17 protein-coding genes and 1 pseudogene are annotated in these 21,026 nt (G+C 70.1%); 12 read left to right on the forward strand and 6 right to left on the reverse strand.

The window, feature by feature from the left end:
• Positions 1-211: 211 nt before the first annotated feature.
• The 4 genes from OHA89_RS02200 to OHA89_RS02215 all read left to right on the forward strand — a co-directional run bounded on the left by OHA89_RS02200 (position 212) and on the right by OHA89_RS02215 (position 5,863).
• The gene (locus OHA89_RS02200) at positions 212-2,338 is read left to right on the forward strand and encodes a PIG-L family deacetylase (RefSeq protein ID WP_406365033.1); all 2,127 of its coding nucleotides are present in this window, start codon (positions 212-214) and stop codon (positions 2,336-2,338) included.
• Positions 2,339-2,427: 89 nt separating this feature from the next.
• On the forward strand, positions 2,428-2,916 hold the full coding sequence (locus OHA89_RS02205) for a hypothetical protein (RefSeq protein ID WP_266615746.1): 489 nt from the start codon (positions 2,428-2,430) through the stop codon (positions 2,914-2,916).
• A gap of 197 nt (positions 2,917-3,113) precedes the next feature.
• Positions 3,114-4,649: a DUF6056 family protein gene (locus OHA89_RS02210; protein WP_406365034.1), complete on the forward strand. Its 1,536-nt coding sequence runs from the start codon at positions 3,114-3,116 to the stop codon at positions 4,647-4,649.
• Positions 4,650-4,765: 116 nt separating this feature from the next.
• Entirely contained in the window at positions 4,766-5,863 is a 1,098-nt protein-coding gene (locus tag OHA89_RS02215; RefSeq protein ID WP_406368354.1) for a MerR family DNA-binding transcriptional regulator, read from the forward strand.
• A 68-nt stretch (positions 5,864-5,931) separates the two neighbouring features.
• Here the strand turns inward: OHA89_RS02215 and OHA89_RS02220 are convergent, their stop codons facing one another.
• On the reverse strand, positions 5,932-7,176 hold the full coding sequence (locus OHA89_RS02220) for an acyltransferase (RefSeq protein ID WP_406365035.1): 1,245 nt from the start codon (positions 7,174-7,176) through the stop codon (positions 5,932-5,934).
• Positions 7,177-7,178: 2 nt separating this feature from the next.
• Complete coding sequence (locus tag OHA89_RS02225; RefSeq protein ID WP_322975601.1) at positions 7,179-9,266, reverse strand: glycosyltransferase; 2,088 nt, start codon at positions 9,264-9,266, stop codon at positions 7,179-7,181.
• 62 nt (positions 9,267-9,328) lie between these two features.
• Here OHA89_RS02225 and OHA89_RS02230 point away from each other — a divergent pair, with 62 nt between their 5' ends.
• Both OHA89_RS02230 and OHA89_RS02235 read left to right on the forward strand, forming a co-directional pair.
• Positions 9,329-9,874 (forward strand): hypothetical protein, encoded by a 546-nt coding sequence (locus OHA89_RS02230; protein WP_257552525.1) that lies wholly within the window; start codon positions 9,329-9,331, stop codon positions 9,872-9,874.
• 356 nt (positions 9,875-10,230) lie between these two features.
• On the forward strand, positions 10,231-11,169 hold the full coding sequence (locus OHA89_RS02235) for a glycoside hydrolase family 16 protein (protein ID WP_406365037.1): 939 nt from the start codon (positions 10,231-10,233) through the stop codon (positions 11,167-11,169).
• A gap of 120 nt (positions 11,170-11,289) precedes the next feature.
• Here OHA89_RS02235 and OHA89_RS02240 read toward each other — a convergent pair whose 3' ends face one another.
• The 3 genes and pseudogenes from OHA89_RS02240 to OHA89_RS02250 form a co-directional block, all read right to left on the reverse strand.
• Positions 11,290-12,507, reverse strand: coding sequence for a pyroglutamyl peptidase (locus OHA89_RS02240; protein WP_406365038.1), 1,218 nt, complete (start codon positions 12,505-12,507; stop codon positions 11,290-11,292).
• Between the two features lie 239 nt (positions 12,508-12,746).
• Positions 12,747-13,106 (reverse strand): annotated as a pseudogene (locus OHA89_RS02245) (GNAT family N-acetyltransferase); the annotation flags it as partial.
• A 78-nt stretch (positions 13,107-13,184) separates the two neighbouring features.
• Positions 13,185-13,847: a DUF5979 domain-containing protein gene (locus OHA89_RS02250; protein WP_266615756.1), complete on the reverse strand. Its 663-nt coding sequence runs from the start codon at positions 13,845-13,847 to the stop codon at positions 13,185-13,187.
• Between the two features lie 526 nt (positions 13,848-14,373).
• On the opposite strand from OHA89_RS02250, the gene OHA89_RS02255 reads away from it, so the two are divergent.
• Together OHA89_RS02255 and OHA89_RS02260 are read left to right on the forward strand one after the other, a co-directional pair.
• A complete protein-coding gene (locus OHA89_RS02255) occupies positions 14,374-14,859 on the forward strand; it encodes a DUF2975 domain-containing protein (RefSeq protein WP_406365040.1) in 486 nt (161 codons plus the stop codon).
• Positions 14,859-15,116, forward strand: a complete 258-nt coding sequence (locus tag OHA89_RS02260) for a helix-turn-helix transcriptional regulator (protein ID WP_266615759.1) — start codon at positions 14,859-14,861, stop codon at positions 15,114-15,116. Before OHA89_RS02255 ends, OHA89_RS02260 begins: the two co-directional genes overlap by 1 nt.
• A 353-nt stretch (positions 15,117-15,469) precedes the next feature.
• Here OHA89_RS02260 and OHA89_RS02265 read toward each other — a convergent pair whose 3' ends face one another.
• On the reverse strand, positions 15,470-15,847 hold the full coding sequence (locus OHA89_RS02265) for a hypothetical protein (RefSeq protein WP_215148560.1): 378 nt from the start codon (positions 15,845-15,847) through the stop codon (positions 15,470-15,472).
• Positions 15,848-16,543: 696 nt separating this feature from the next.
• Here OHA89_RS02265 and OHA89_RS02270 point away from each other — a divergent pair.
• From OHA89_RS02270 to OHA89_RS02285, 4 genes are all read left to right on the forward strand, one after another.
• The gene (locus OHA89_RS02270) at positions 16,544-17,296 is read left to right on the forward strand and encodes a hypothetical protein (protein ID WP_406365042.1); all 753 of its coding nucleotides are present in this window, start codon (positions 16,544-16,546) and stop codon (positions 17,294-17,296) included.
• A gap of 155 nt (positions 17,297-17,451) precedes the next feature.
• Positions 17,452-18,387 carry a LysR family transcriptional regulator gene (locus OHA89_RS02275; protein ID WP_406365043.1) on the forward strand — a complete coding sequence of 312 codons (936 nt, stop codon included), beginning with the start codon at positions 17,452-17,454 and terminating at the stop codon, positions 18,385-18,387.
• A gap of 141 nt (positions 18,388-18,528) precedes the next feature.
• Positions 18,529-19,791, forward strand: a complete 1,263-nt coding sequence (locus tag OHA89_RS02280; RefSeq protein ID WP_406365044.1) for a hypothetical protein — start codon at positions 18,529-18,531, stop codon at positions 19,789-19,791.
• The gene (locus OHA89_RS02285; protein ID WP_406365045.1) at positions 19,788-21,017 is read left to right on the forward strand and encodes a Dyp-type peroxidase; all 1,230 of its coding nucleotides are present in this window, start codon (positions 19,788-19,790) and stop codon (positions 21,015-21,017) included. Before OHA89_RS02280 ends, OHA89_RS02285 begins: the two co-directional genes overlap by 4 nt.
• The last annotated feature ends 9 nt before the right edge of the window (positions 21,018-21,026 follow it).

Genomic DNA, 21,026 nt, shown 5'->3' on the forward strand with positions numbered 1-21,026 from the left:
TGGCCGCCACTCAAGCGATAGAAAATGGGACAAAGAAACCTAAATAGTGCATTTAATTTGATTGTCTGTCATATGCCCCTTGATGGTGTGTCAGTCGCAAACGCGCGAGGCATAATCGGGCCCGGTCGTCTCCGGTAAGTGGTGGAGCCATCGGGACGCCGACTCCCCCTCGGCGGAAATCCGCACCGGATCGACCCTCAAGGCGTTGCAGATGTCCCTGGCCAGCCGCACCCGCCTCGCGGCCCTGCTCGCCACGCTCACCGTCGGCGCCGCCGGGGTGACGACCTGGGCCTACGGATACGGGACCGCGCAGGAGCCGACGGCTCCCGAGGCGGCCTTCCGCCCGAGTGTGACCGAGGGCACGGTCCTCCAGGTCGTCGCGCATCCCGACGACGACCTGTTCTTCATGAACCCCGACCTGAGCCGCTCCATATCGACGGGCGTCAAGGTCGCCACCGTCTACCTGACCTCCGGCGAGTCCGACGGCAGGAACGAGGCCCACAGCCCGCACCTGGAGGACCCCGCGGGCCCCGCCGACCACGCCGCCTACGCGGAGGCCCGGCAGAACGGCATACGGGCCGCATACGCGCAGATGGCCACCGGCAGCCGCACCAGCGCCTGGCAGCGCAGGTCCATACCCACCGCGGGCGGGGGGAGCGCCGAGGTGGACGTCCTCGTCGCCAGGCCCGAGGTCAACCTGGTATGGATGCAGCTGCGTGAGGCCCGCAGCATCTCCGGCGACAATCCGGACAGCCTGCGCGGCCTGTGGGACGGCAAGGTTCCCGCCCTGGGCGCCCAGCTGACCTCCGGAACGCCGGTCAAGCCCTGGTTCTCGTACACCAAGGAGCAGGCCGTGGAGGCCATCGCGGACATCTTCGCGATGTACCGGCCGACCACGATACGGACGCAGGACCCGACGCCCGGCCGGTCGCAAGGCGGCGGCGCCTTCCTCGACCACCAGGACCACATGTACGGAGCCCGCTTCGTACAGGCCGCGGCCGAACGCTACGCGAAGGCCACGGACCGTCCGCACTTCTCGGTCCAGAACTATGTGAGCTACCCCAACAGCTCCCTGCCACCGACGCTCGACCCGCAGGCGGCCGAAGAGAAGCTCGGCTACCTCAAGACCTACGCCTGGACGGACCACCAGGACTGGTGCGGCAGCCCCGCCGGCTGCGGCGACCGCAAGACCGCGACCCGGCCCACCGGCGCCGGATGGAACCAGACCATCCGCTACAGCCGGGGCGACGGCACCTCCTGGATGACCGAGGGCGTCTCCGGCCGACTGTGGGCCTTCGCCGTCCTGGACGGCCGGATGGCGTACTGGTCGCGCAGCAGCCCGAAGACCTCCTGGCAAGGGCCCCAGTTCCTCCCCGGCGCCGGGATCGACGCGGGCGCGACGGCTGCCCGGCTCCCCGACGGCAGGATCGCGGTCTTCGGCACCCAGACCACCCTAGGCGCCACGCCCCAGGAGTACGGGCGCAATGCCGTGTACGCCGTCCAGGCCACGCCCGACGGTGCCTTCGGCCCGTGGGAGTCACTGGGCACCCCGGACACAGACGACATATCCGGCACCTCGGCGATCAGTGCACCTGCCGTCGCCGTGGACCGCACCGGCCGGATGACCGTGTACGTACGCGATTCCCTGCGCACCCTGCGCGCCCGTGCCCAGGCGACCCCGGACGGCGCCTTCGGCGCGTGGCAGGCCCTCGGCGGCACCAGCCTGCAGGGCGACCCGGTCACCGCGACCGACGGGGCGGGGCGGCGCCATGTGTACGCGGCCACGCCCCAGAGCGTGCTGGCCTGGATCCAGCCGACACCGGACGCCCCGTTCAGCGGCCCCTTCCCGACCGGGCTGCCGGCGACCACCGGGCCGCTCTCGGCGAGCCCGCAGGGCGACGGCGTCCGCCTGTACTTCCGCCACCCCGGCACGGGCACCGTCGGTACGAGCCTGGCCACCGCGGGCGCCCCCGCGCCGACGTTCTCCCCGGTCACCGAGGCTGGCGGCGGGGGCGGCTACGGCGCCGTCGGTGTCGCGGGCCACCTGCTCGCGGGCCGCGCGGGCGCGGGCACGGTCAGTGTGTCGGGCCCGGACGATGCGCCGTCCTGGTACGAGTCCCAGATGCTCTACACGGGCGCACCGGCAGCCATGGCCGAGCCGGACGGCACGACCGTGGCCGCAGCCCTGGGCCTGGACGCCGGGCTGCACATCACCACGGCTCCCCCGGCCGGATCCGAGCCTCTCGGCAGCCGCCCGCCCGCCTCCCCGTGGCACCGGGCGGCCCAGCCCTCGACGGTCACGCAGTCCGCACGCGCGGACTCCGTGTGGCAGCGCTGACCGGTGCGGGCGAGGATGGCGGGCGGACCACGTCGGGGCCCGGCCGAGGTCGACTCCCGACCACCTGACCACTAGTGATCGGGGCTCCCATGACCCGTTGCTCCACCGTGCGCGGGCGCGCGGGACAGGGAACGGTCCGCGCCGTGGCCTCCGTCGCCATGCTGGTGGCCCTCGCCACCGGGTGCAGGAACGACGCCACGCCGGCCTGGGGGTACCCGGAGCTCGAGGCCACCGTGGGATCGCTCTCCCGCGCCCTGGAAGAAGCCTGTGACGGGACGGCCTCCGACGGCTGCGCCGATGACCTCGACCGGCTCGACACCCTGGCGGAGCGCGCCTTCGACGAGGTCCTCGACCACCGGCTCCTCGACGCGGGGTACGTCGAAGCCAGGAGCGAGGTGGACCGCGCGAGGGAGTTCCGCCTCGCCGCCGCAGCGCAGGCTCAGTCACCGCGTGATCCGAACTACCTCCCCCTCGGGCGGGCGATGGCGGCCGAAAGGCTCGCCTATCGGGGCCTCCTGGCCGAGCTGGAGAGGATCCGCACCACTCCGCCGCCGCGTGACGGGATGGAGCCCGTCTGAGCCCCCGCCGCGCCCCGTGGCTCGAGTACCAAGGCCGCAGGGACGTTTCTCGGCGCTCCGTACCCGTCCTGGCGCACCCGGGATGCCGGTGGTGGCGAACCGTGCACATCATGGGTGTTCGCGGGCCGTGCGGTCACCGCGGTCGGCGGGCGCATCGGCCGCCTCTCCGGCCGGGCCCCGCTGCGAAGGGGTGGTGTATGAGCACTGCTGCGGTCGAGGGCGAGGACGTCCGCACCTCCTCCTCCGCGGTGGGCCGGGGAACCGGCCGCCGCCCCCTCCTGCGCAGGCTCCTCCCCGCAGCCGGGGCGACGCTCGTCGCGGCGTCCGGAGCCCTGATCGCCGTCGGATGCTTCCTCGGTCTCTACGTACGACCCACGTCCGACGACTGGTGCGCCGCGTGGAAGGCCCGTGATCTGGGAGTCCTCGGCATCACGTCCGATTTCTACATGACCCAGAACGGCAGGATCGCCAACGCCTTCCTGAGCGGTGTCGTCTACGGCGACGGACTGGCCGGGACCAAGATCCTGCCGACGGTCATCGCCGTCTCCTTCACAGCCGGACTCGTCCTGTTGGGGCGTGAATTCATTCGGCTTCTCGGCGGCAGACCCCGGGTGCTGGTCCTGACCGCCTGCGCCCTGGTGGTCCAGGCGCTGCTCTACTTCGGGGGCACCCGCAGCTATCAGGTACTGCTGTGGGCCCCTGCCGCGATCTCCCACACCGTTCCGAGCGTCATCGGCGTGTGGATGCTCCTGCTGGCCATCCGGACCGTCCGCCATCCAAGTGCAGCCGCCCGCGCGGCCGGCTTCGCCTCTGCCTTCCTCGTCGGCTTCGCGCTCGGCACCCTGAGCGAGCCGTTCGCGCTGGTCAGCGGGCTGCTCGCCGCCGCGGTCGGGCTGCTCTCCCTGCCCCGCCTCGGCCTGGCGCGGAACTGGCATCCGTTCACCTGGTGCCTGCTCTGGTGCTCCGGCCTCGTTTGCGGACTGGCCGTGCTCTACACCTCTCCGGGCGCCCGATGGCGCCGGGCCCAGCAGCCGGACAAGGCATCCATGCTGTCCGCGGGCGAGCTCAGGGGCACCTTCGAGGACTGGCTGCGCATGTGGGACTCCGTCACCGGCCAGTGGGCCTACCTCGGAGCCGCCGCCGTCGGCGTCCTCCTGGGCCTGGCGAGCGGGCTCCGCGGGCCCTCGCCCGGTCAGCGGGAGCCGCGGCGGACCGTCCCCCGCAAAGTGCTGATCGCCATGCTTCTGCTCCCGGTGCCCGTGGTGGTGCTGGGGTCGCTCGCGGTGGCGGTGGGCCTGCGCAGCGGCTACGGCCCGAGCGGGTGGACGTACGCCCGTACCTGGACGAGCTACCTCGTGCCGATGGAACTGGCGCTCTGCGGGTACGGCGCACTGCTGGGAGCGTGGGGCGGCCGGTGGCTCTCGGGCCGTCGCGCCGACGCGGCCCTCGTGACCGGCGCCGTGGCGGCGGGCTGCCTGGCGCTGGCCTCGGTGACCGCGCTCGTACCGAACGTCCAGCAGCTCACCACCTCCACGGTCGCCCGTTCCGTGGCCTGGGACGCCCAGAACTCCCGCATCCGGACCGATTCCGTACGGGGGGCCACGGACGTGGGCTACCGGCCCCTGTACATCGGCACTCTCGCCGAGCCCTTCTTCACGGGGAACTACGAGCGGGACTGGGTCGCGGCCTGCGTTTCGAAGTGGTACGGCGTCGACCGGATCCACCGCCGCTGAGCCGCGAGTCGCCTCGGACCGCCGCTTCGCGTTCGGCACTTGCTGCCACGAGTGATGCTCTTGACCCTCACGTGGCGTCAGGCTGCATAGTCGATGCCGTGGAGGATCACTGGACCGTGGGACGCGTGGCCGAGCTGGCCGGCGTGAGCGTCCGCACGCTGCATCACTATGACGAGATCGGGCTCGTTCGACCGTCGGGGCGGACCGTGGCCGGGTACCGGGCCTATTCGGCGGGCGACGTGGAACGGCTGCGGGAGGTGCTGGCCTATCGGCGGTTGGGCTTCGGCCTGCGGGAGGTTGCGGAACTGGTCGGCGACCCGTCCACCGACGCGGTCGCGCACCTGCGCCGACTGCGCGGCCTGCTGCTGGAGCGGCGTGATCGCGCTGACGCCATGGTGGAGGCCATCGACAGGGAACTCGAGGCACGGGCGAAGGGACTGAAGGTGACACCGGAGGAACAACTGGAGATGCTCGGTGCACGGCTGTACGACGCGATCGGCGGCGCCTACACCGCGACACGGCGTACTGAGCCACGGATCGCCGCGCAGATCTGGGACGCGCTCGGGGACGCGCAGACGGTGCTGAACGTCGGGGCCGGCACCGGCTCCTACGAGCCTGCTGATCGTGACGTGACCGCGGTGGAGCCTTCGGCGGTCATGCGGGGGCAGCGGCCTGCCGGCTCGGCGCCGTGCGTGGCCGCCGCCGCGGAGAGCCTGCCGTTCGAGGACCGCTCCTTCGACGTCGCGATGGCCGTCTCCACCGTTCACCACTGGGGGGACCCGATAGCGGGGCTGCACGAGATGCGGCGCGTGGCCCGCCGCGTGGTGGTGCTCACGTTCGACACCGACGAGCCCGGATGGCAGGACCGGTTCTGGCTCAGCCGCGACTACCTGCCCGAGTTCGCCGGCGTCCTCGCAGAATTTCCCTCGCTTGCCGGGATGGCCGACGCGATCGGCGCCCGCGCCGAGCCGGTACCCATCCCGTGGGACTGCGCCGACGGCCTGTTCGAGGCGTACTGGCGCCGACCGGGAGCGTATCTGGAGGATCACGTGCGCCGTGCGATGTCGGTGTGGACGAGGGTCGGGCCGGAGGCCGAGCAGCGGGCGGTACGAAGCCTCGGCGACGACCTCGAGTCCGGCCGGTGGGCCGAGCGCAACAGCGACCTCGCCGGCCTCGACACGGCAGATCTCGGCCTCCGCCTGCTCATGGCCTGAACCGCGTCGCGACGTCAGTGTCATGGCGGCTCCTGGGCGGCCCGGCACATCGTCGCGCGCAGCCCCCGTCAGTCGGCGGCCCGGCGCCTGCCCCGTCGGCGGCGCGGGTACGGCAAGAGCCGCGGCGAGCGTTTGGCGGCCACGTCCTCGACCCAGCCGAAGGTCAGCACCAGCAGGCCGAGCAGCGGGATCGCCACCAGCAGCGTGAACCACTGGCTGGTCAGCAGCCACTGGAGGTTCTTGTAGAAGAAGGAGACGCTCCAGAGGGGGTCGATCAGCGGGATGGCGACCACCAGTGCGGCCTGGTGCCACAGATAGATGCTGACGGCGCGTGCGTTGATCAGGCTGATCAGGCCGTTCCACCGTTCCAGCGGCCTGGGCCACTGCTCCCAGGACGGGCTTACGTGGAGCAGGATGGCAACGAAGCCCAGGGACCACAGGGCCTGGGCAATCGGCCAGGACTCGATGTCGGTCGGTACGGTCGGATCGACCGGCCGGGTCTGCAGGTACCAGAAGCCGGCCACCATGATCAGCGGCGCGATCGACGGCAGTACGTACTGCGGGACCTTCTTGAGCAGCCCCTCCTGGTGGGCCATGCCGAGGATCCAGCAGGAGCCGAACATGGTGAAGTCGTTGGCGGTCTCCCAGACCCGGCTGTAGATGAACTCCTGGTCGGCGAAGAACGTGTTCATGACGATCAACAGCGCCAGAGGAGTGACCAGCGTCAACACCGGAAGTCGTCGCAGCGCCCAGAGCATCAGCGGTGAGAGCAGCACGTACCACAGGTAGGCCCGCAGGTACCAGAGCGGGACGATGATCTGCTCGGCCCAGGTGTGTTCCACCTGATGGAAACCGGACAGGCCCTCCGCGAACGGCGGAGTGCTCAGCGGCAGGATCCAGAACGCCAGCTTGGCCCACCACCAGGTGGGGTGGCCGTCGGAGTCGGGGCCCCAGCCGTCAAGGATCTGGAGGGTGATCAGGACGGCGCCGAACAGCCACATCGGCGGGAGCAGCCGGCGCAGTCGGCCACGGATCACGCCGAGAGCGGGACGGCTGAGCGAGCGGGTCATCAGCGAGCCGGCCAGCGCGAACATCACGCCCATCGACGGAAAGGCGAGGGGCAGCCAGAACCAGCCGAAGTTGTGGTACAGCACCACGCGAAGCAGCGCCAGAGCGCGCAACAGGTCGAGATAGCGGTCCCGGCCGCCCTTGCGTGTGGACGGCGCCTCCGGCTCCGGCTCCTGTCGCAGGACGGCGGGGATTCTCAACTGGACGGTGTCGTGGGTGCGCCCGAGGTCGATGGATGCAGTCATGGTCAGGCCTCCACCGGTACAGCGACCTCGCCGGTGCGCCGGAGCTTCTGCCAGCGCAGTCGGCCCCCGGTCATCGCCGTGATCGCGGACTGCAACAGGACGATGTACATCAGCTGCCGGTAGACCAGCTGCTGGATCGGCAGGCTGATCAGATGCCAGGGCTTCTCGCGGTCGAGCCGGAAGGCGTACCAGGACAGCGCGGCCTGGAGCAGGATGAAGCCGCCCCAGCTGGTGAGGGTGATCGGGGCGTCCCCGAACAGCACGCCGTACAGCAGGAACAAGTCGACCAGCGGCGCCAGCAGCGGGGCGATCACGCCGAACAGCACGACGAGCGGCAGCCCGAGTCGGCCGAAGCGCCCGGCCGGGCCGCGGGAGGTCACCGCGCCGCGGTGCTTCCACATCGCCTGCATGCTGCCGTAGCTCCAGCGGTACCGCTGGGACCAGAGCTGCTGGAGGCTGGCGGGAGCCTCGGTCCAGGCGCGGGCGTGCTCGGCGTAGACGATCCGCCAGCCGTCGCAGAGCACCGCGATGGTGATGTCGGTGTCCTCGGCGAGGGTGTCGTCGCTCATCCCGCCGACCCGCCGCAGGGCCTCCTTGCGGAAGGCGCCGACCGCGCCGGGGATGGTCTGGATGACGCCCAGCATGTCGTACATCCGGCGGTCCAGGTTGTGGCCGAGGACGTACTCGATGTGCTGCCAGGCGCCGATCAGGCTGTCGCGGTTGCCGACCTTGGCATTGCCCGCGACCGCGCCGATCGCCGGGTCGCCGAAGGGCTGGACCAGCTCGTGCACGGTGGACGGCTCGAAGACGGTGTCGCCGTCCATCATCACGATGATGTCGTGCGAGGCAGCCGCGATACCGGTGTTGAGCGCGCTGGACTTGCCGCCGTTGGCCTGGCGGATCAACCGGACGAACGGCAGGTCCATCTCCTCGACGATGTCCGCGGTGCCGTCCGATGAGCCGTCGTCGATGACGATCACCTCGATCGGATAGTCACTGGCGGCCAAGGAGTTGAGGGTGTTGGCTATGCACTCGAGCTCGTTGTAGGCGGGGACCAGTACGGTGACCGGCTCGGTGACGGGCGCTCCCCAGGCGTCCCGCCGCTTGGCGCGGCGGGCGTGGATCGGTGCGAGAACGAGCATCAGCGCGAACCGGCCGAAGTTGAGGAAGCCGACGAGGGCCAGCAGCCCGACCAGCACCGGCAGGGTGTGCACGGCGACCTGGGTGGCCCAGATGTATCCCTTGCCCGCCCACAGCTGGAATCCGTGCACCGGCACGGTGGCGCTGGAGGCGCCGAGTGCGTCGGAGATGGTGGTGAAGCGGTAGCCCTGGGCCTGCAGCTTGTCGATGATCTGCCCGAGCGCGGTGATGGTCTGGGTGCGGTCGCCACCCGCGTCGTGCAGCAGGATCAGCTCGCCCGCACCGGGCTTGGACGGCATCGCCGCCTTGACGATCTCCTCGACTCCGGGACGCTTCCAGTCGTCGGTGTCGCGGTCGATGAACGCGGTGAGGTAGCCGCGCGCGCCCACGTACTTGATCACCGGGTAGTTCCAGTCGTCCATCGCCGAGGCGTCGGAGGAGTACGGCGGACGGAACAGCGCGCTGTGGACGCCCGCGACGCCGGCCAGCGCCAGCTGCGTCTGCGCCAACTCCCAGCTGATCCGGGCGTGGGACTGGTACACCAGATCGGGGTGGGTGAAGGTGTGCACGCCGAGTTCGTGGCCGCCCGCGACAATCTGCCGGATCAGCTCCGGGTTGCGCGTGGTCATGGCGCCGGTCACGAAGAAGTCAGCACGGACGTTGCGGGCCGCGAGCAGCTCCAGGATCTTCGGAGTCCACTCCGGCGAGGGACCGTCGTCGAAGCTCAGAACCACGGTGCGGTCGGGGATGTGATAGCTCACGGGCTGCGCGTTCTTGGTGCCACGCGCGTCGATGATCGGACCACCCTTGAGCAGGTTGTCCGGCACGGTCGTCTTGTCGACCGAGATCGCGATCCGGGAGTCGTGGAAGGCCTCGTTGGTGGCGAGGCCGCGCAGGACGAGGAGCGCAAGCAGGCAAGCGAGCAGCGACAGCGGCATGAAGAAGCGCAGCGGCGGCGCGGCCAGTCGGCGCGGCCTCAGCAGGGACTGCCGGCGGCGCTGGTGGCGGGACAATGACGCTCCTGGAGATGGGTGGTGCGGACGATCAGGGGCGCTTGGTCGGTTGGCCCGAAGGCTTTGTCCCGTGCGGCGCGGTGCTCGTGGGCTTTGATGCGGTGGTCGTGGGTTTCGCTGTGGTGGCCGTGAGCTTCGATGTGGTGGCCGTGGTCTTCGTCTGGGGTGTCGCGGACCGCGTGGCCGTCCGTGGTGAGGACGACGCGGACGACGGGGTGGGCGACAGCGACGGCACGGGTGAGGGCGACGGGGCGGACGATCGCGCAGGCTGCGCGGGTATGCCCATCGCCGGGGCGTCCGCCTGGACACCGATCAGGCTGCTGCCCATGGCGACCGCCAGGATCGCGCCGACGACGGAGACCGGCCAGCCGAAGCCCCGAAGCAGACGGCCGCGCAGACCCGACTGGTCGACGAATACCGGTGCTGGAGCGGGCTCCTCGAAGCTCGACTCGGACATTTCAGGCTGTGCCTGGTGCGCCGATCCGCGTTCGATGGAAGTGATGACTGAGCGCACCTTGCGAGGCCTTTCATTGCAGGGTACGTAGACCGCGGGATCGCAGGGCGAACGCTAGTGCACCGGCCTGAATCGACTTGGGTTCGATGTACGCATTTGGCGCGATCTGCTCAGGTGTCGTAATCGGATCGGAATGCCAATTGGTCGTACCGGCCAGTAGTCCTGCCCGAACGGTCGCCGGGCACTGATCGGTGCGTGTTCAGCCGGAGCCGTTTCGCCGGGACCGCGGTGGCCGGAGTGGCCGGAGTGGCCGGGGTCGCTAAGGTCACCCCGGTGGTCGCCCCAGCGGTCACCCCGAACCTTAGGATGACCCCCTCATGGGATCAGCCATTGATCCTCATGCAATGGGCGTGTCCAGGTACCGCCTCTACGCCCCAAGGAGCCCGTGTGAGCCAGTCCCGCCGCACCTCTCGTCGCCGCGCGTGGACCGCGCTCACGCTGCCTGCCCTCCTGTGCGTACTCGCCGCGTGTTCCGGCGGCCCCGGTGACGATGCCGCCGCGCCCGCCCCCAGCGCCTCGCCGACCCCCTCCGGACCGCCCGGAACCCTGTTCGACGACTTCCACTACAGCGGCCCCGACGACCCCTCGCTCGCCGCCCACGGCTGGGAGGTCCGTACCGGTGGGGGTGGCCCGGGGATCAAGGACACCTGGTCCACCGCTGGTGCCAGCTTCCCCTCCGACACGACCGCCCAGGGGGGCAGGGTCCTGCAGCTGCAGTCCTCCACCGACGGCACCAAGCAGGGCACCAAGCAGGTCGAGGTGCAGAGCACCGGCAAGAACCTCTTCACAGGGACCTTCGCCGCTCGGGTCTACCTCAGCGACAAGCCCACGAGCGGTCGCAACGGCGACCACGTCGTCCAGACCTTCTTTCCGATTTCCCCCTCGGACTCCTCGGCGAACTACAGCGAACTCGACCACGAGTACCTGCCCAACGGCGGCTGGGGTTCGGTGGGTCCGCAACTCGACAACGTCAGCTGGTACAAGGCCGATCCGCCGGACCGGGTCAACCACACGCTCAAGCAGCGCCTCGAGGGCTGGCACATCATGATGATCACCGCCGTGGACGGAAAGGTCACCTACTCCCTGGACGGCAAGGAGCTGTTCACCAGCTCCGGCAAGTACGTCCCGCGCGAGAAGATGGACGTCCACTTCAGCAACTGGTTCATCGACCTGCCCTTCACCGGTGGTCCGCGCACATGGGGCATGAAGATCAACTGGTTCTACTACAAGGCCGATGAGGCCGTTTCCCAGGCGGATGTCCAGAAAACGGTGGACGGCTTCTACAGTGCCGGCACCAACTACATCAACACCGTGCCGAAGTCCTGACCCTGGTCCTACCGCGCCGGCTGCCGATCGACGGCGAAGAACACCCGACGAGCCGCCCCCCCTACGTCCCAACGCAGATCAGCCCGGTCCTGGGATGACGCCCCGCATGCCGGGCGGCGGCTACCGCCGCACGGCGGCGTGTTCGAGGACCGCGCGGACCTCCGCAGTGATCGCGCTCTCGTTGCGTTCGAACTCGGGGCCGGTCAGCAGCTGGGGGTCGGCCGGCAGACCGGTGAGCACCGGGGTGTGGAGGTGGCCGCCGGGCAGGTGCGGGGCGAGTTCGGCACGCAGCCGGTTGGAGCGGTAGGCGACCTCGTTGGACAGGTAGCCGCCCCCGCCACCCGCCACGGCCCGCGAGCCCGGCGTCGGGCCGTCGGTCCGGTCGACGGGATCCGTGCCTCCCGCCGGGATCTCGGTCACCTCGGTGTTGAGGAGGACCGGGTACGGGGTCTGCACGGCGGCGGTCACCGCGTCGGCGGGCAGCGTGGTGCGGATGAACTCCGGGCCCGGGCCGAGGCCAGGGGCCGTCACCGGACGCTCGCGGGTGCCACCGGAGAGGGCACGTGCGTTGTCGGGGTACGGGTCGGCGGACCGCGCCCGCCCCGCCCAGTCCTCCAGGGTGAAGATGCCGGGGTAGCCCTGGCTGACGGTGGTGATGATGTCGGCCGAGGCGGGACCGGCGGCCAGGCGCGGGGCGAACGCCCGCTCCACGATGCCGGCGTCGAAGTCGGCGTACCGCACGGGCAGAACGACGGCGCGGATTTCGGCAGGGCTGCCGTCGGCGAGGGTCACGCGCCGCCCGTTGAGCTGCAGGGCAGCCGATCCGGACGGGTTGGCGCGGCGGATCTCCGCGTCGAGCCCGAAGGGGTCGAACCCGCTGATGAAGAGCCTTCGTACGCCGGGCGCCGTCCGGAAGGCGTTGTCGGTGAGGCCGCGGGAGGCGTCCTCGAAGCGGACGCGGAGCGCCGCCCGATCGACGGTGAACTGCGGCTGCCAGCGGGCGAGTTCGGCGGTCATACCGAGCCGCGCCCAGTACAGCGGCCGGTCGTCCCCGGGGGCGAGGTCGCCGCCGTGCCGCTGCCCCTGGGCCCGCCGCACGGAGGCCTGCCAGAGAGCCTGGCCCCAGGAGTCGAGGAGCCGTTCGGCCTCGGCGGGGCTGCGCGTCGTGCACAGAGCGGTGGGAAACCGCCGTACGAAGTCCCCGAACCCGGCACGCTCGACCAGGGCGGTGGTGCGGGCGTCCGCGAGCCGGTCCTGTTCGGCGTCGAGCGGTACGGACGCCGGGGGGCGGCAGGCGGACGCGCCGTCGGCCGCGTGCGCGGGCGAAACGACAGCCACAGGGAGGACCGTGAGGAGAAGGGCAGCGGCCGATGCCGCACGGCGTAAGAGTGTCATGCGATGTGACATTACATAGCGGCTGTCACCCCCACCAGGCACACCGGCCACAGCCGCCAGGACTGGCTCAACTCCGCCGCTGACCAGTCCGGTTCGGCCAGCCACCACTACCGTCGAGCCGCCCGCTCTGCCTGAGCACATTCGATCACGTAAGCATGAAACCCCAGGGGCGCGACCCCGCGTCACGGCAGCGAGCGTGTGAGCCACACCACTTCACCGCTGTCCTCCGTGGAAACGTGGCCCCGCTCGAACCCGAGCTTCTCAAGGACACGGAACGACGGTGTGTTCCACGCGCCGACGGTCGCCCAGAGCCGCTTCCGCCCGGTCGCAATAGCGGCATCGAGCACCGCGCTGGCCGCCTCGGTGGCGTAACCATGCCCATGCGCGCGCTGGAACAGCTCATACGCGATTTCAGGCTCCTCTACGGTGGAGCGTCCGATGATCAACCCGCAATAGCCGATGAAGTCGCCTTCGTCACGGCGCTGGATGGGCAGCAGGGCGAACCCGGTTGTCGCCGTTGCGGTGAGCAGCTTCGCGATGGAGGGAACCGACGCCATGGCGGGGACGGCCTGCCCCGTCCCCCGCCATAGCTTCGGTGGCCCCGAATCGGCTCTGGCCGATCAGCCCACGCGCTCGATGCGCGCCCGCCGGATCAGGTTCTTGCCCGGCTCCCGCACCTTGTCGAAGGCCGCGTTGTTCAGCAGGACACAACTGCCCGACGGACCGTTCACCGTCACCGTCGTCGCCTGACCATTGTCCAGATTCGTCACCTTCAGCTTCGTCCCCACTGGAAACGTCCCACTGCTCGCCGCCGGCGCACCCGCCTCACCCGACAACGTCACCGTCGACCCCGGACAAACCACCTCACCCGTGGCCGGCGGCACCTGCCCACCCGCCGTACCAGCCGGCGCGTCACCGCCACCACCCACGCGCTCGATGCGCGCCCGCCGGATCAGGTTCTTGCCCGGCTCCCGCACCTTGTCGAAGGCCGCGTTGTTCAGCAGGACACAACTGCCCGACGGACCGTTCACCGTCACCGTCGCTGCCCGACCATTGTCCAGATTCGTCACCTTCAACTTGGTCCCCACCGGAAACGTCCCACTGCTCGCCGCCGGCGCACCCGCCTCACCCGACAACGTCACCGTCGACCCCGGACACACGACGTCGGGGACGGCGGCATTGCCGGTCGCCATCGTGGTGACGAACCCTCCTGCCACCAGCGCTCCCGCGACGACAGAGAGCACGACCTTCTTCTTGGAACTCATGATCCGCTTACGGGACATTGACACTCCTCGATCGATGGACGCTGTCCCCCTGTCCTTCATACGGGCCGACATCACGAGCGAGTGCAGTCTTGTCACCGCCTTACAAATCCATCCTTGAGGAGGTTCCGGGTGGGCGGCGCGTGGGATGCCACGGCGGCTCGAGGCTCAGGGAGCACGTTCAAAGAAGCAGGTCACAGCCCCAAAGCCCTTGGGGGTCGACGTGTGTGCTGCGCTCACACCGACGGTCTTGATCGACGCGCGGCCGAGGAGCCCAAGGCAGCCTTAAGGTCCAGTTGATCTGCCGTTAACCAACCCAAGGGCAAAGGGCAGCGAGCCACGTAGGCATCGCCACCATCGCCACTCGTGCGGAGACGTCACCATCGCCTCACCGCGGCCTACGCCGGGGTGTTCACGCACCGCCGCGCGACCACTGCGACCAGGCCCGCGCCACGACGTGAAACCGCCGCCCGCCCTCCGCCCCAGCCCTTGCTCAACCTATCGAAATTCGATAGATTCCCATCGCGACTCGATGGAAGGATGGGCTATGGGAAAGCTGACAGTGGGTGCGCTGCGTGCCGTGCTCGTGGTGGTGCTCGCCGGCACCGTGTTCGTGCAGGCAGGGATGGTGTGGGCGTTGTTCAACGACCCGGAGGACGGGTCGCTTCCGCTGACCCCGCTGCGCGTGCTCACGATGCTGGGCATGGTGTCGGTCCAGGTCGCCGTGGTCTGCGTGTGGCGGCTGGTGACGATGGTGCGGCGCGGAACCGTGTTCTCCCACGCTTCCTTCCGGTACGTGGACGTAGTGATCGGCGCGATCGTGGCGGCTGCCCTCGTGTGGTTCGCGGTCACGGCCGTCAATGCACCGGGCCAGCGGGAGGACCCGGGTGTCACCGTCATCATGGGCGGGGTCGGCGTGGCCATCCTGGGGGTCGCGCTCTTCGTGCTCGTACTGCGGACGCTGCTCGCCCAGGCCGTCGCGCGTGACGTCGAAGCGTCGCAGATGCAGGCCGAGTTGGACGAGGTGATCTGATGCCGATCGCCGTCGACATCGACGTGATGCTGGCCAGGCGGAAGATGTCCGTGGGCGAGCTCGCGGACCGCGTAGGGATCACTCCCGCCAACCTGGCGGTACTCAAGAACGGCCGCGCCAAGGCGGTGCGCTTTGCGACGCTCGCCGCGCTCTGCGAGGTGCTCAGCTGCCAGCCGGGCGACCTGCTGCGCTGGGAGGCCGAGGAGGCCGAGGAGGCCGAGGACACCGCGGGCGCCGCGGGCGCCGCGGGCGGATGACGTGCCCCACGGCCGGCGTGAAAATGCCTTGCACCACCGGGCCCCTGACGCGGCACGTGGACCGCATGGACCTGGTCGACGATCGCGACCTGCGAACTCGACCTCCCCACAGCAAACCCCCGTCCTTCCAGAGCGGAAGGGCGGGGGTTCGTCGTTGGACGTGCAGCCAGGGCCTCGCCCGTAGTCGCTCGACGCCCGATTCACGACAATCTGTCAGTCCGACGCAATTCTGGGAACGCGACAGGCACGGGCGTCCAAGATCATGGAGTCCTCGACGCCCCATGATCCGAATGGAAGACCGTGCCTGCCGGAGCAATTGGCCGAGCTGCCCGACGCTGGCCGATGGCGGGTCGTCAAAGCACTTTGTATGTCAGCTCGTACAGCGACAAGGACAGCGCGCCGATTGCCTGCGTTCGCTCTCCAAGGCCTACCTCGGAGGGGACGATCTTCGCCCCTCCAATGAAGCTGACCTGATCGGTTGCCTCATTCACTTCATGCAGAACAACGTCAATCGGCGCTTGGTTGACGAACGGCACGAACCGCTCGTCGAACTCAAAGACGTCCCCTACTCGCATTCGTACCTTTTCAAAGGTACCGCCGTCCCCTCTACCGACGAGGACCTCGTCCGCACCGTCCGGGTCCTGAACCCTTTTCGCCTCCAGGAACAAAAGCTTGGCGAAAGCCGCTGCCATGTTGATCCTCCCATGCTCCCGTGTCGTCTCGCCCAGCATATTGCTGAGTCCTAGCACACGTGTCTAGGCAGCGCATACCGTGAGGTTCCCGCCGCCGTGCGGGAGTGACTTCCTGGCTGGTCAGGGCGGGTTGACGTGGTCTCAGGTTCACCGGTTCGGCCTTTGCCTGGTCGGCGTAACTGAATGTGGCTCAGCTATATCCGCAGCGAGCTCCTGCAGCTTTTCGAACGCGAGGAACACCCGAATCGCCAGTCACTCGAACCGGACGTCCGGATAATTCCGGTCGCTCAAGATGCGCACCCGGCTTTCACCGGCCGGGTCAAGCGCCTGATCGCCCTGGGACGGACGAGCCCCGCGCGGGCGGACGACCCCGCCGGGGAGGCCGAGGTCGTCGTCAGCGCTCACCGGATCACACGGTTCGCCCATCCTTACGCCGTCGCCGCCCAGTGCGTCCAGGGCCCGATTGGGCGCTTGGACCAAGCCGGTCGGATCCGGACTGCGGCCCGGGGGCGGTGCCGATATCCTGGAATAGCTGGATTGACCAGCTCCGGGAGTCTTCGCTCGGTGTCGACCCGCCGAGCCGCGCGTGGGCTGAAGTTCTATGGGATCCAGCCCACTCCGACTCCGTGGGGCCTTGAGGCCCGCAGGAACAGCGGACGGGGTTCATCACTCGCGTCCGGCAGCACCTGCGGGACGTCTGCGACAAACGTCAAGGAAGCGTTCGGGAGCGATCCGATGAACCTGTTGCCGGTCGAGATCAAGGTCAACATCGAGGGTGACGTGGGGGCGGCGCTGTCCGCTCTCGATGGGTCGCACAGCTCGGTGACGACGCGTCGGATCTGGTTCGCGGAGGACGTGGACGGCGTCACCGAGGGGCGGTTGCCGCTGCTGGACGGCGGCGTGATCGTACGGTTCAGGATCGGCGGCGGTCCGGACGACCTGACCGTCAAGTTGCGTCCGTGCACACAGGAGCAGCTGGTCGGCCGGTTCTCCGCCCCGTTCGACGTCGAACCCGTCACCTACAAGATCGAGGAAGACTGGTCGGGCAGCCGCCGCACGCTGGCTGCCTCCCTGGTCCACGATCATCCGCCGGGGGTGCTGTCGGACACGGTGGCGCCCGGCGCCGATCCCGCCAAGCCGATCGACGCGGTGCAGGACCAGTTCCTGCATGCCTGCGCGCCCACCGTCCAGTTCGGCGGGCTGGTCGCACTGGGGCCGATCCTCTCCACGAAGGTCGACGACGTCGCGCTCGATGACCTGGAGGTGGACTTGGAGGTGTGGTCAGCCGCCGGTCTGGAGCTTCTGGAAGCGTCGATCCGGGTGAAGCCCAAGGACGGTGACGACGCCGAGGAGCTCACGGCACGGGCCGAGCGCAAGCAGCGAAAACTCGAGGATGCGGTGCGGGGGCTGGGGGTGGCGCTCTCCGAACACCCCGACAGCAAGACCCACCGCTTCCTCATCGCCTTGGCCGAGGCCCGACGCGGCTGAGGCCTACCGGACGGGCGCAGATGTCTGCCCGCCGCCCTTTCCCGCTTGAGCGCCACCCGCGCGCCAGATCCCCAGAGCCACCCCGCTCCTCATACCCGCCGCCCCTCGCCACTCGCCATGGCCACAACCAATGGTTGTGGCCATAGGGTGGCGACATGGACCTCGACACCGTCCGGACCTTCGTCGCCGCCGCCGACACGGGGCAGTTCCAGGAAGCCGCCACCGAGCTGGCGGTCACCCAGCAGGCCGTCTCCAAACGCATCGCCTCGCTGGAGCGCAACCTCGGCGTACGGCTGTTCACCCGCACCGCGCGCGGCGCCGAACTCACCATCGACGGGCAGGCGTTCCTGCCCCACGCACGCGAGCTGCTGCGCGTCGCCGAGCGCGCGGTCGCGTCCGTGCGCCCCGGCCGCCGTCCGCTGCGCGTCGACGTGATCGCCTCGCGCGTCGCACCGTCGGGCCTGATGCGCGGCTTCCACCGCGCACACCCCGACATCGACCTCGACGTGGTGATGCTTTTCGACATCGAGACGGCCGTCGCCGCCCTCCGGTCCGGTGCCATCGACGCATCCTTCCGCGCCGTCGCCGTGCCCGGCCGGCCCCTTCCCGAGGACATCGAGTCCATCCGGGTGCTCGACGAGCCCCTCCAGCTCCTCACCGGCCCCGCGCACGCGCTGGCGCGTGCCCGGTCGGTGCCACTCGCTCAGCTCGCCGGACACCGGATCTGGATGCCCGGCATCGTCCCCGGTACCGAGTGGACCGCCTACTACGACGACCTCGTCGCCGAGTTCGGCCTCACCATCGAGGCGACCGGCCCCAACTTCGGCTCCGACGCACTCCTCGACACCATCGCCGACACCCCGGCCCTGGCCACCTTCATGGGCGAGCACACACGCCTCGTCTGGCCCGCCGGCCACGGCCTGCGCCGCATCCCGGTGACCGACCCGACGCCCGTCTACCCGCACTCGCTCCTCTGGCACCGCGACAACCCCCACCCGGCGCTGGACACCCTCCGCACCCACCTCGCCACCACAGCGGCCGGCCACGCCGTCGCCGGGACATGGACGCCGGACTGGGTGCTTCCGCGCTAAACGCCGCCGCCCCGGACGTGCGGCTGGCGATCTCGGGCGCGCCCATGGTGACGCAGCGCTTTACAGTCGATACCCTGCGTGACGATCTTGTTCGTGCCCTACGTCGCCTGCGGGTCCCGCGACCCGCCGGGAGGTGCCGACATGCCCTCATCGTTCTCCGCCCCCGGATTCGCCGACGAGCTGACTCCCGGTGTCCTCGACCGCTGGAACCAGGTGGTCGAGGATGAGTTCAAACGCCTCGAACCCCTCTACGGAAGCCCGTACTTCACGCTCGAACCCGGCGATCCGGACACCCAGCGGGTGGCCGTCACCTGGTTCGGGAACCCGGCGGAGCCGGAGTTCTGCTTCGACGAGACGACCGCCCGCCGGCTCTCCGACTGGGGCGTCCGCGGACGGCGCGCGCTCCACAACGAGTACTGCGAGTACGCGGTGGTCACCGCCCCCGACCAGCAGGGCAACCTGCGCCCCAAGCGGGTCCAGGTCACCACCGAACTGCCCGAGTACTACCAGCTGCTCGCCGAGGACGCCCCGGACCTGCTGCGCGACATCCTCAGCGACACGCTGGGCGGCGAGCCTCCCCGCTGGGAGGAGCTCTACGGTCCCGCGGTCGCCAACCCGAAGCTCCTCAGCCCCGCACAGCGCCGGGTGGCGTTCGCCCGCCAGATGACCGGCCACGGACTGCACCCCGACCTCCAGGAAGCCGATGTCCCGGCCGATCCCGTGGGCTCCCTCAACGCCGTCAACGCCCTCTTCATGGCCCACCCCATCAACGGGCTCGACGACCTCCTCTACATCGTGATGTTCGGCGCCAAGCCCTACGCGCGCCGCACCGCCTCCGGTGCGCTGGAAGCGGCCGGACGCGACCAGATTTTCCGCCAGGACCCGCCTCTCGCCGCCCTGGCCTGCCGCAATGCCGACCCGGCCGCCGCGATGGCCGCGGCGGGCGCCGCCTTCGACGGGCGGACCGTGTCCTTCGCCGACCCCATCGGCATGTACATCCACGCGTTCACCTCCGAGGTCTTCCAGTTCGAGGGCGGGCCGGTTCCCGATCCGTGGATCCGGCTCAGCCGCGGCCGCCAAGGGCTCCACCAGCGACTGGAGTTCGGCCCCGGGGACGCGGACCCGCACTTCCTCGACGACATCACCGTGGCCGAGGGCGAGTCGGAAGACCCGCTCACCGGCGGCTACCAGGTCGTACGCCACGTCCAGGTGGGCCCGCTCGCCGCGCTCGGCGCACCCAAGGACGTCCCGCCGGGCGACTTCGTGGTCCTGCCCGATCCGCCCGGCCCGATCCGCTGCCGCGACGCGGGCGTGTGCAGCGACGTCGTACGGCCGCTGAAGGAGGCGTTCGAGGCCGCAGCCGGGCAGCCGGCCCCGCCCGCCGGCCCGCGCGGCCGCCGATGAGCACCCTCCAGGACGGGATCTACCACGCCCCCGGCCGCCGCCCGCCCGGGCACCTCGCGCTGGTGTTCCTGCGCGCCGACCCCGCGGCGGACTCCACCGCCGTGGACGGCGCGCTGCGCGAGGTGACCGGGATGCTGGGCGACCTCGCCGAAGGGCGCGTCGGCGAGCTGCCCGGCCACCCGGTCCCGACCGGTGACCTGGAGTTCCTCCTCGGCTTCGGACCCAAGGCCTTCGACATCCCCGGCGCTCGCGTCACCTGCCCCGCCGCGCTCGGCCCGCGCTTTCGCTTCCGCTCCCCGCTGCCCACCGGCGGCGGCCCCGTGCTCGTCGGCGCGGGCCTTCCGTACGCCTCGGACATCGTCCACAACGACGCCACCGAGGAGTTCTGCCTCCAGCTCACCGCCGGGACCCAGCTCGCGGTCTCCCGCGCGGTCGTGGAACTGTGGAAGCTGCTCGGCGGCAGAAGGGACAGCCGCACCCGGATGGCGCCGCTGGAGATCGCGGGCATCCACACCGGCTTCCAGCGCGACGACATGCGCAGCTGGATCGGCTTCCACGACGGAGTGTCCAACCTGGAGAGCAGTGACCGAGAAGGGGTCATCTCCATCGGCGACGCCGAGGCCGGCTCCGACGCCTGGACCGTCGGCGGCACCTATCTCGTCTTCCTCAGACTCGCCGTCGATCTCGACCAGTGGCACCATCTGCCGCGCGTCCAACAGGAGTTGCTGGTCGGCCGGGACAAGCTCACCGGCGCCCCGCTCACCGGCACGGACCCCGAGGGGCTGCCCGTACCGGCCGCCGGCTGCCCGGTGGCCGGAACCACCGAGGTCACCCAGCCCGGCAACAAGGACTTCATCGAGCCGGGCCCCACCGACGACCCCGTGCTGCTCGCCGCCCACGTCCGCCGGGTCAACCTGAGCGGCGGCGACGCCCCCGACCTGGCCGGCTCGCTGCGGATGTTCCGCCAGGGCCACGAGTTCTTCGAACCCGTCGCGGCCGCGCCCGGCTTCCGCGTCGGCCTGAACTTCATCAGCTTCCAGGACCGCCCCGACCGGGTGCTGCGCGTACTCACCCAACGCGGCTGGCTGGGCGGCGTCAACTTCGGCGGGCAGCCCGACCAGGACGGTCCGGCGGGCCGGCTGCTGACCGTACGGGCCGGCGGCACCTACCTCGTCCCGCCGGTGCGGGACGCCACTCCCTATCCGGGAGCCGAGGTCTTCGGGTGAACACACCCC

Source organism: Streptomyces sp. NBC_01546, assembly GCF_045208355.1.
Lineage (GTDB): Bacteria > Actinomycetota > Actinomycetes > Streptomycetales > Streptomycetaceae > Streptomyces.

Bases quoted from the DNA above. Each gene is read 5' to 3' on its own strand.
- OHA89_RS02200 (WP_406365033.1), top strand. From the start codon at position 212: ATGTCCCTGGCCAGCCGCACCCGCCTCGCGGCCCTGCTCGCCACGCTC.
- OHA89_RS02205 (WP_266615746.1), top strand. From the start codon at position 2,428: ATGACCCGTTGCTCCACCGTGCGCGGGCGCGCGGGACAGGGAACGGTC.
- OHA89_RS02210 (WP_406365034.1), top strand. From the start codon at position 3,114: ATGAGCACTGCTGCGGTCGAGGGCGAGGACGTCCGCACCTCCTCCTCC.
- OHA89_RS02220 (WP_406365035.1), bottom strand. From the start codon at position 7,176: ATGACTGCATCCATCGACCTCGGGCGCACCCACGACACCGTCCAGTTG.
- OHA89_RS02230 (WP_257552525.1), top strand. From the start codon at position 9,329: ATGACGCTCCTGGAGATGGGTGGTGCGGACGATCAGGGGCGCTTGGTC.
- OHA89_RS02250 (WP_266615756.1), bottom strand. From the start codon at position 13,847: ATGTCCCGTAAGCGGATCATGAGTTCCAAGAAGAAGGTCGTGCTCTCT.
- OHA89_RS02255 (WP_406365040.1), top strand. From the start codon at position 14,374: ATGGGAAAGCTGACAGTGGGTGCGCTGCGTGCCGTGCTCGTGGTGGTG.
- OHA89_RS02260 (WP_266615759.1), top strand. From the start codon at position 14,859: ATGCCGATCGCCGTCGACATCGACGTGATGCTGGCCAGGCGGAAGATG.
- OHA89_RS02265 (WP_215148560.1), bottom strand. From the start codon at position 15,847: ATGCTGGGCGAGACGACACGGGAGCATGGGAGGATCAACATGGCAGCG.
- OHA89_RS02270 (WP_406365042.1), top strand. From the start codon at position 16,544: ATGAACCTGTTGCCGGTCGAGATCAAGGTCAACATCGAGGGTGACGTG.
- OHA89_RS02275 (WP_406365043.1), top strand. From the start codon at position 17,452: ATGGACCTCGACACCGTCCGGACCTTCGTCGCCGCCGCCGACACGGGG.
- OHA89_RS02280 (WP_406365044.1), top strand. From the start codon at position 18,529: ATGCCCTCATCGTTCTCCGCCCCCGGATTCGCCGACGAGCTGACTCCC.
- OHA89_RS02285 (WP_406365045.1), top strand. From the start codon at position 19,788: ATGAGCACCCTCCAGGACGGGATCTACCACGCCCCCGGCCGCCGCCCG.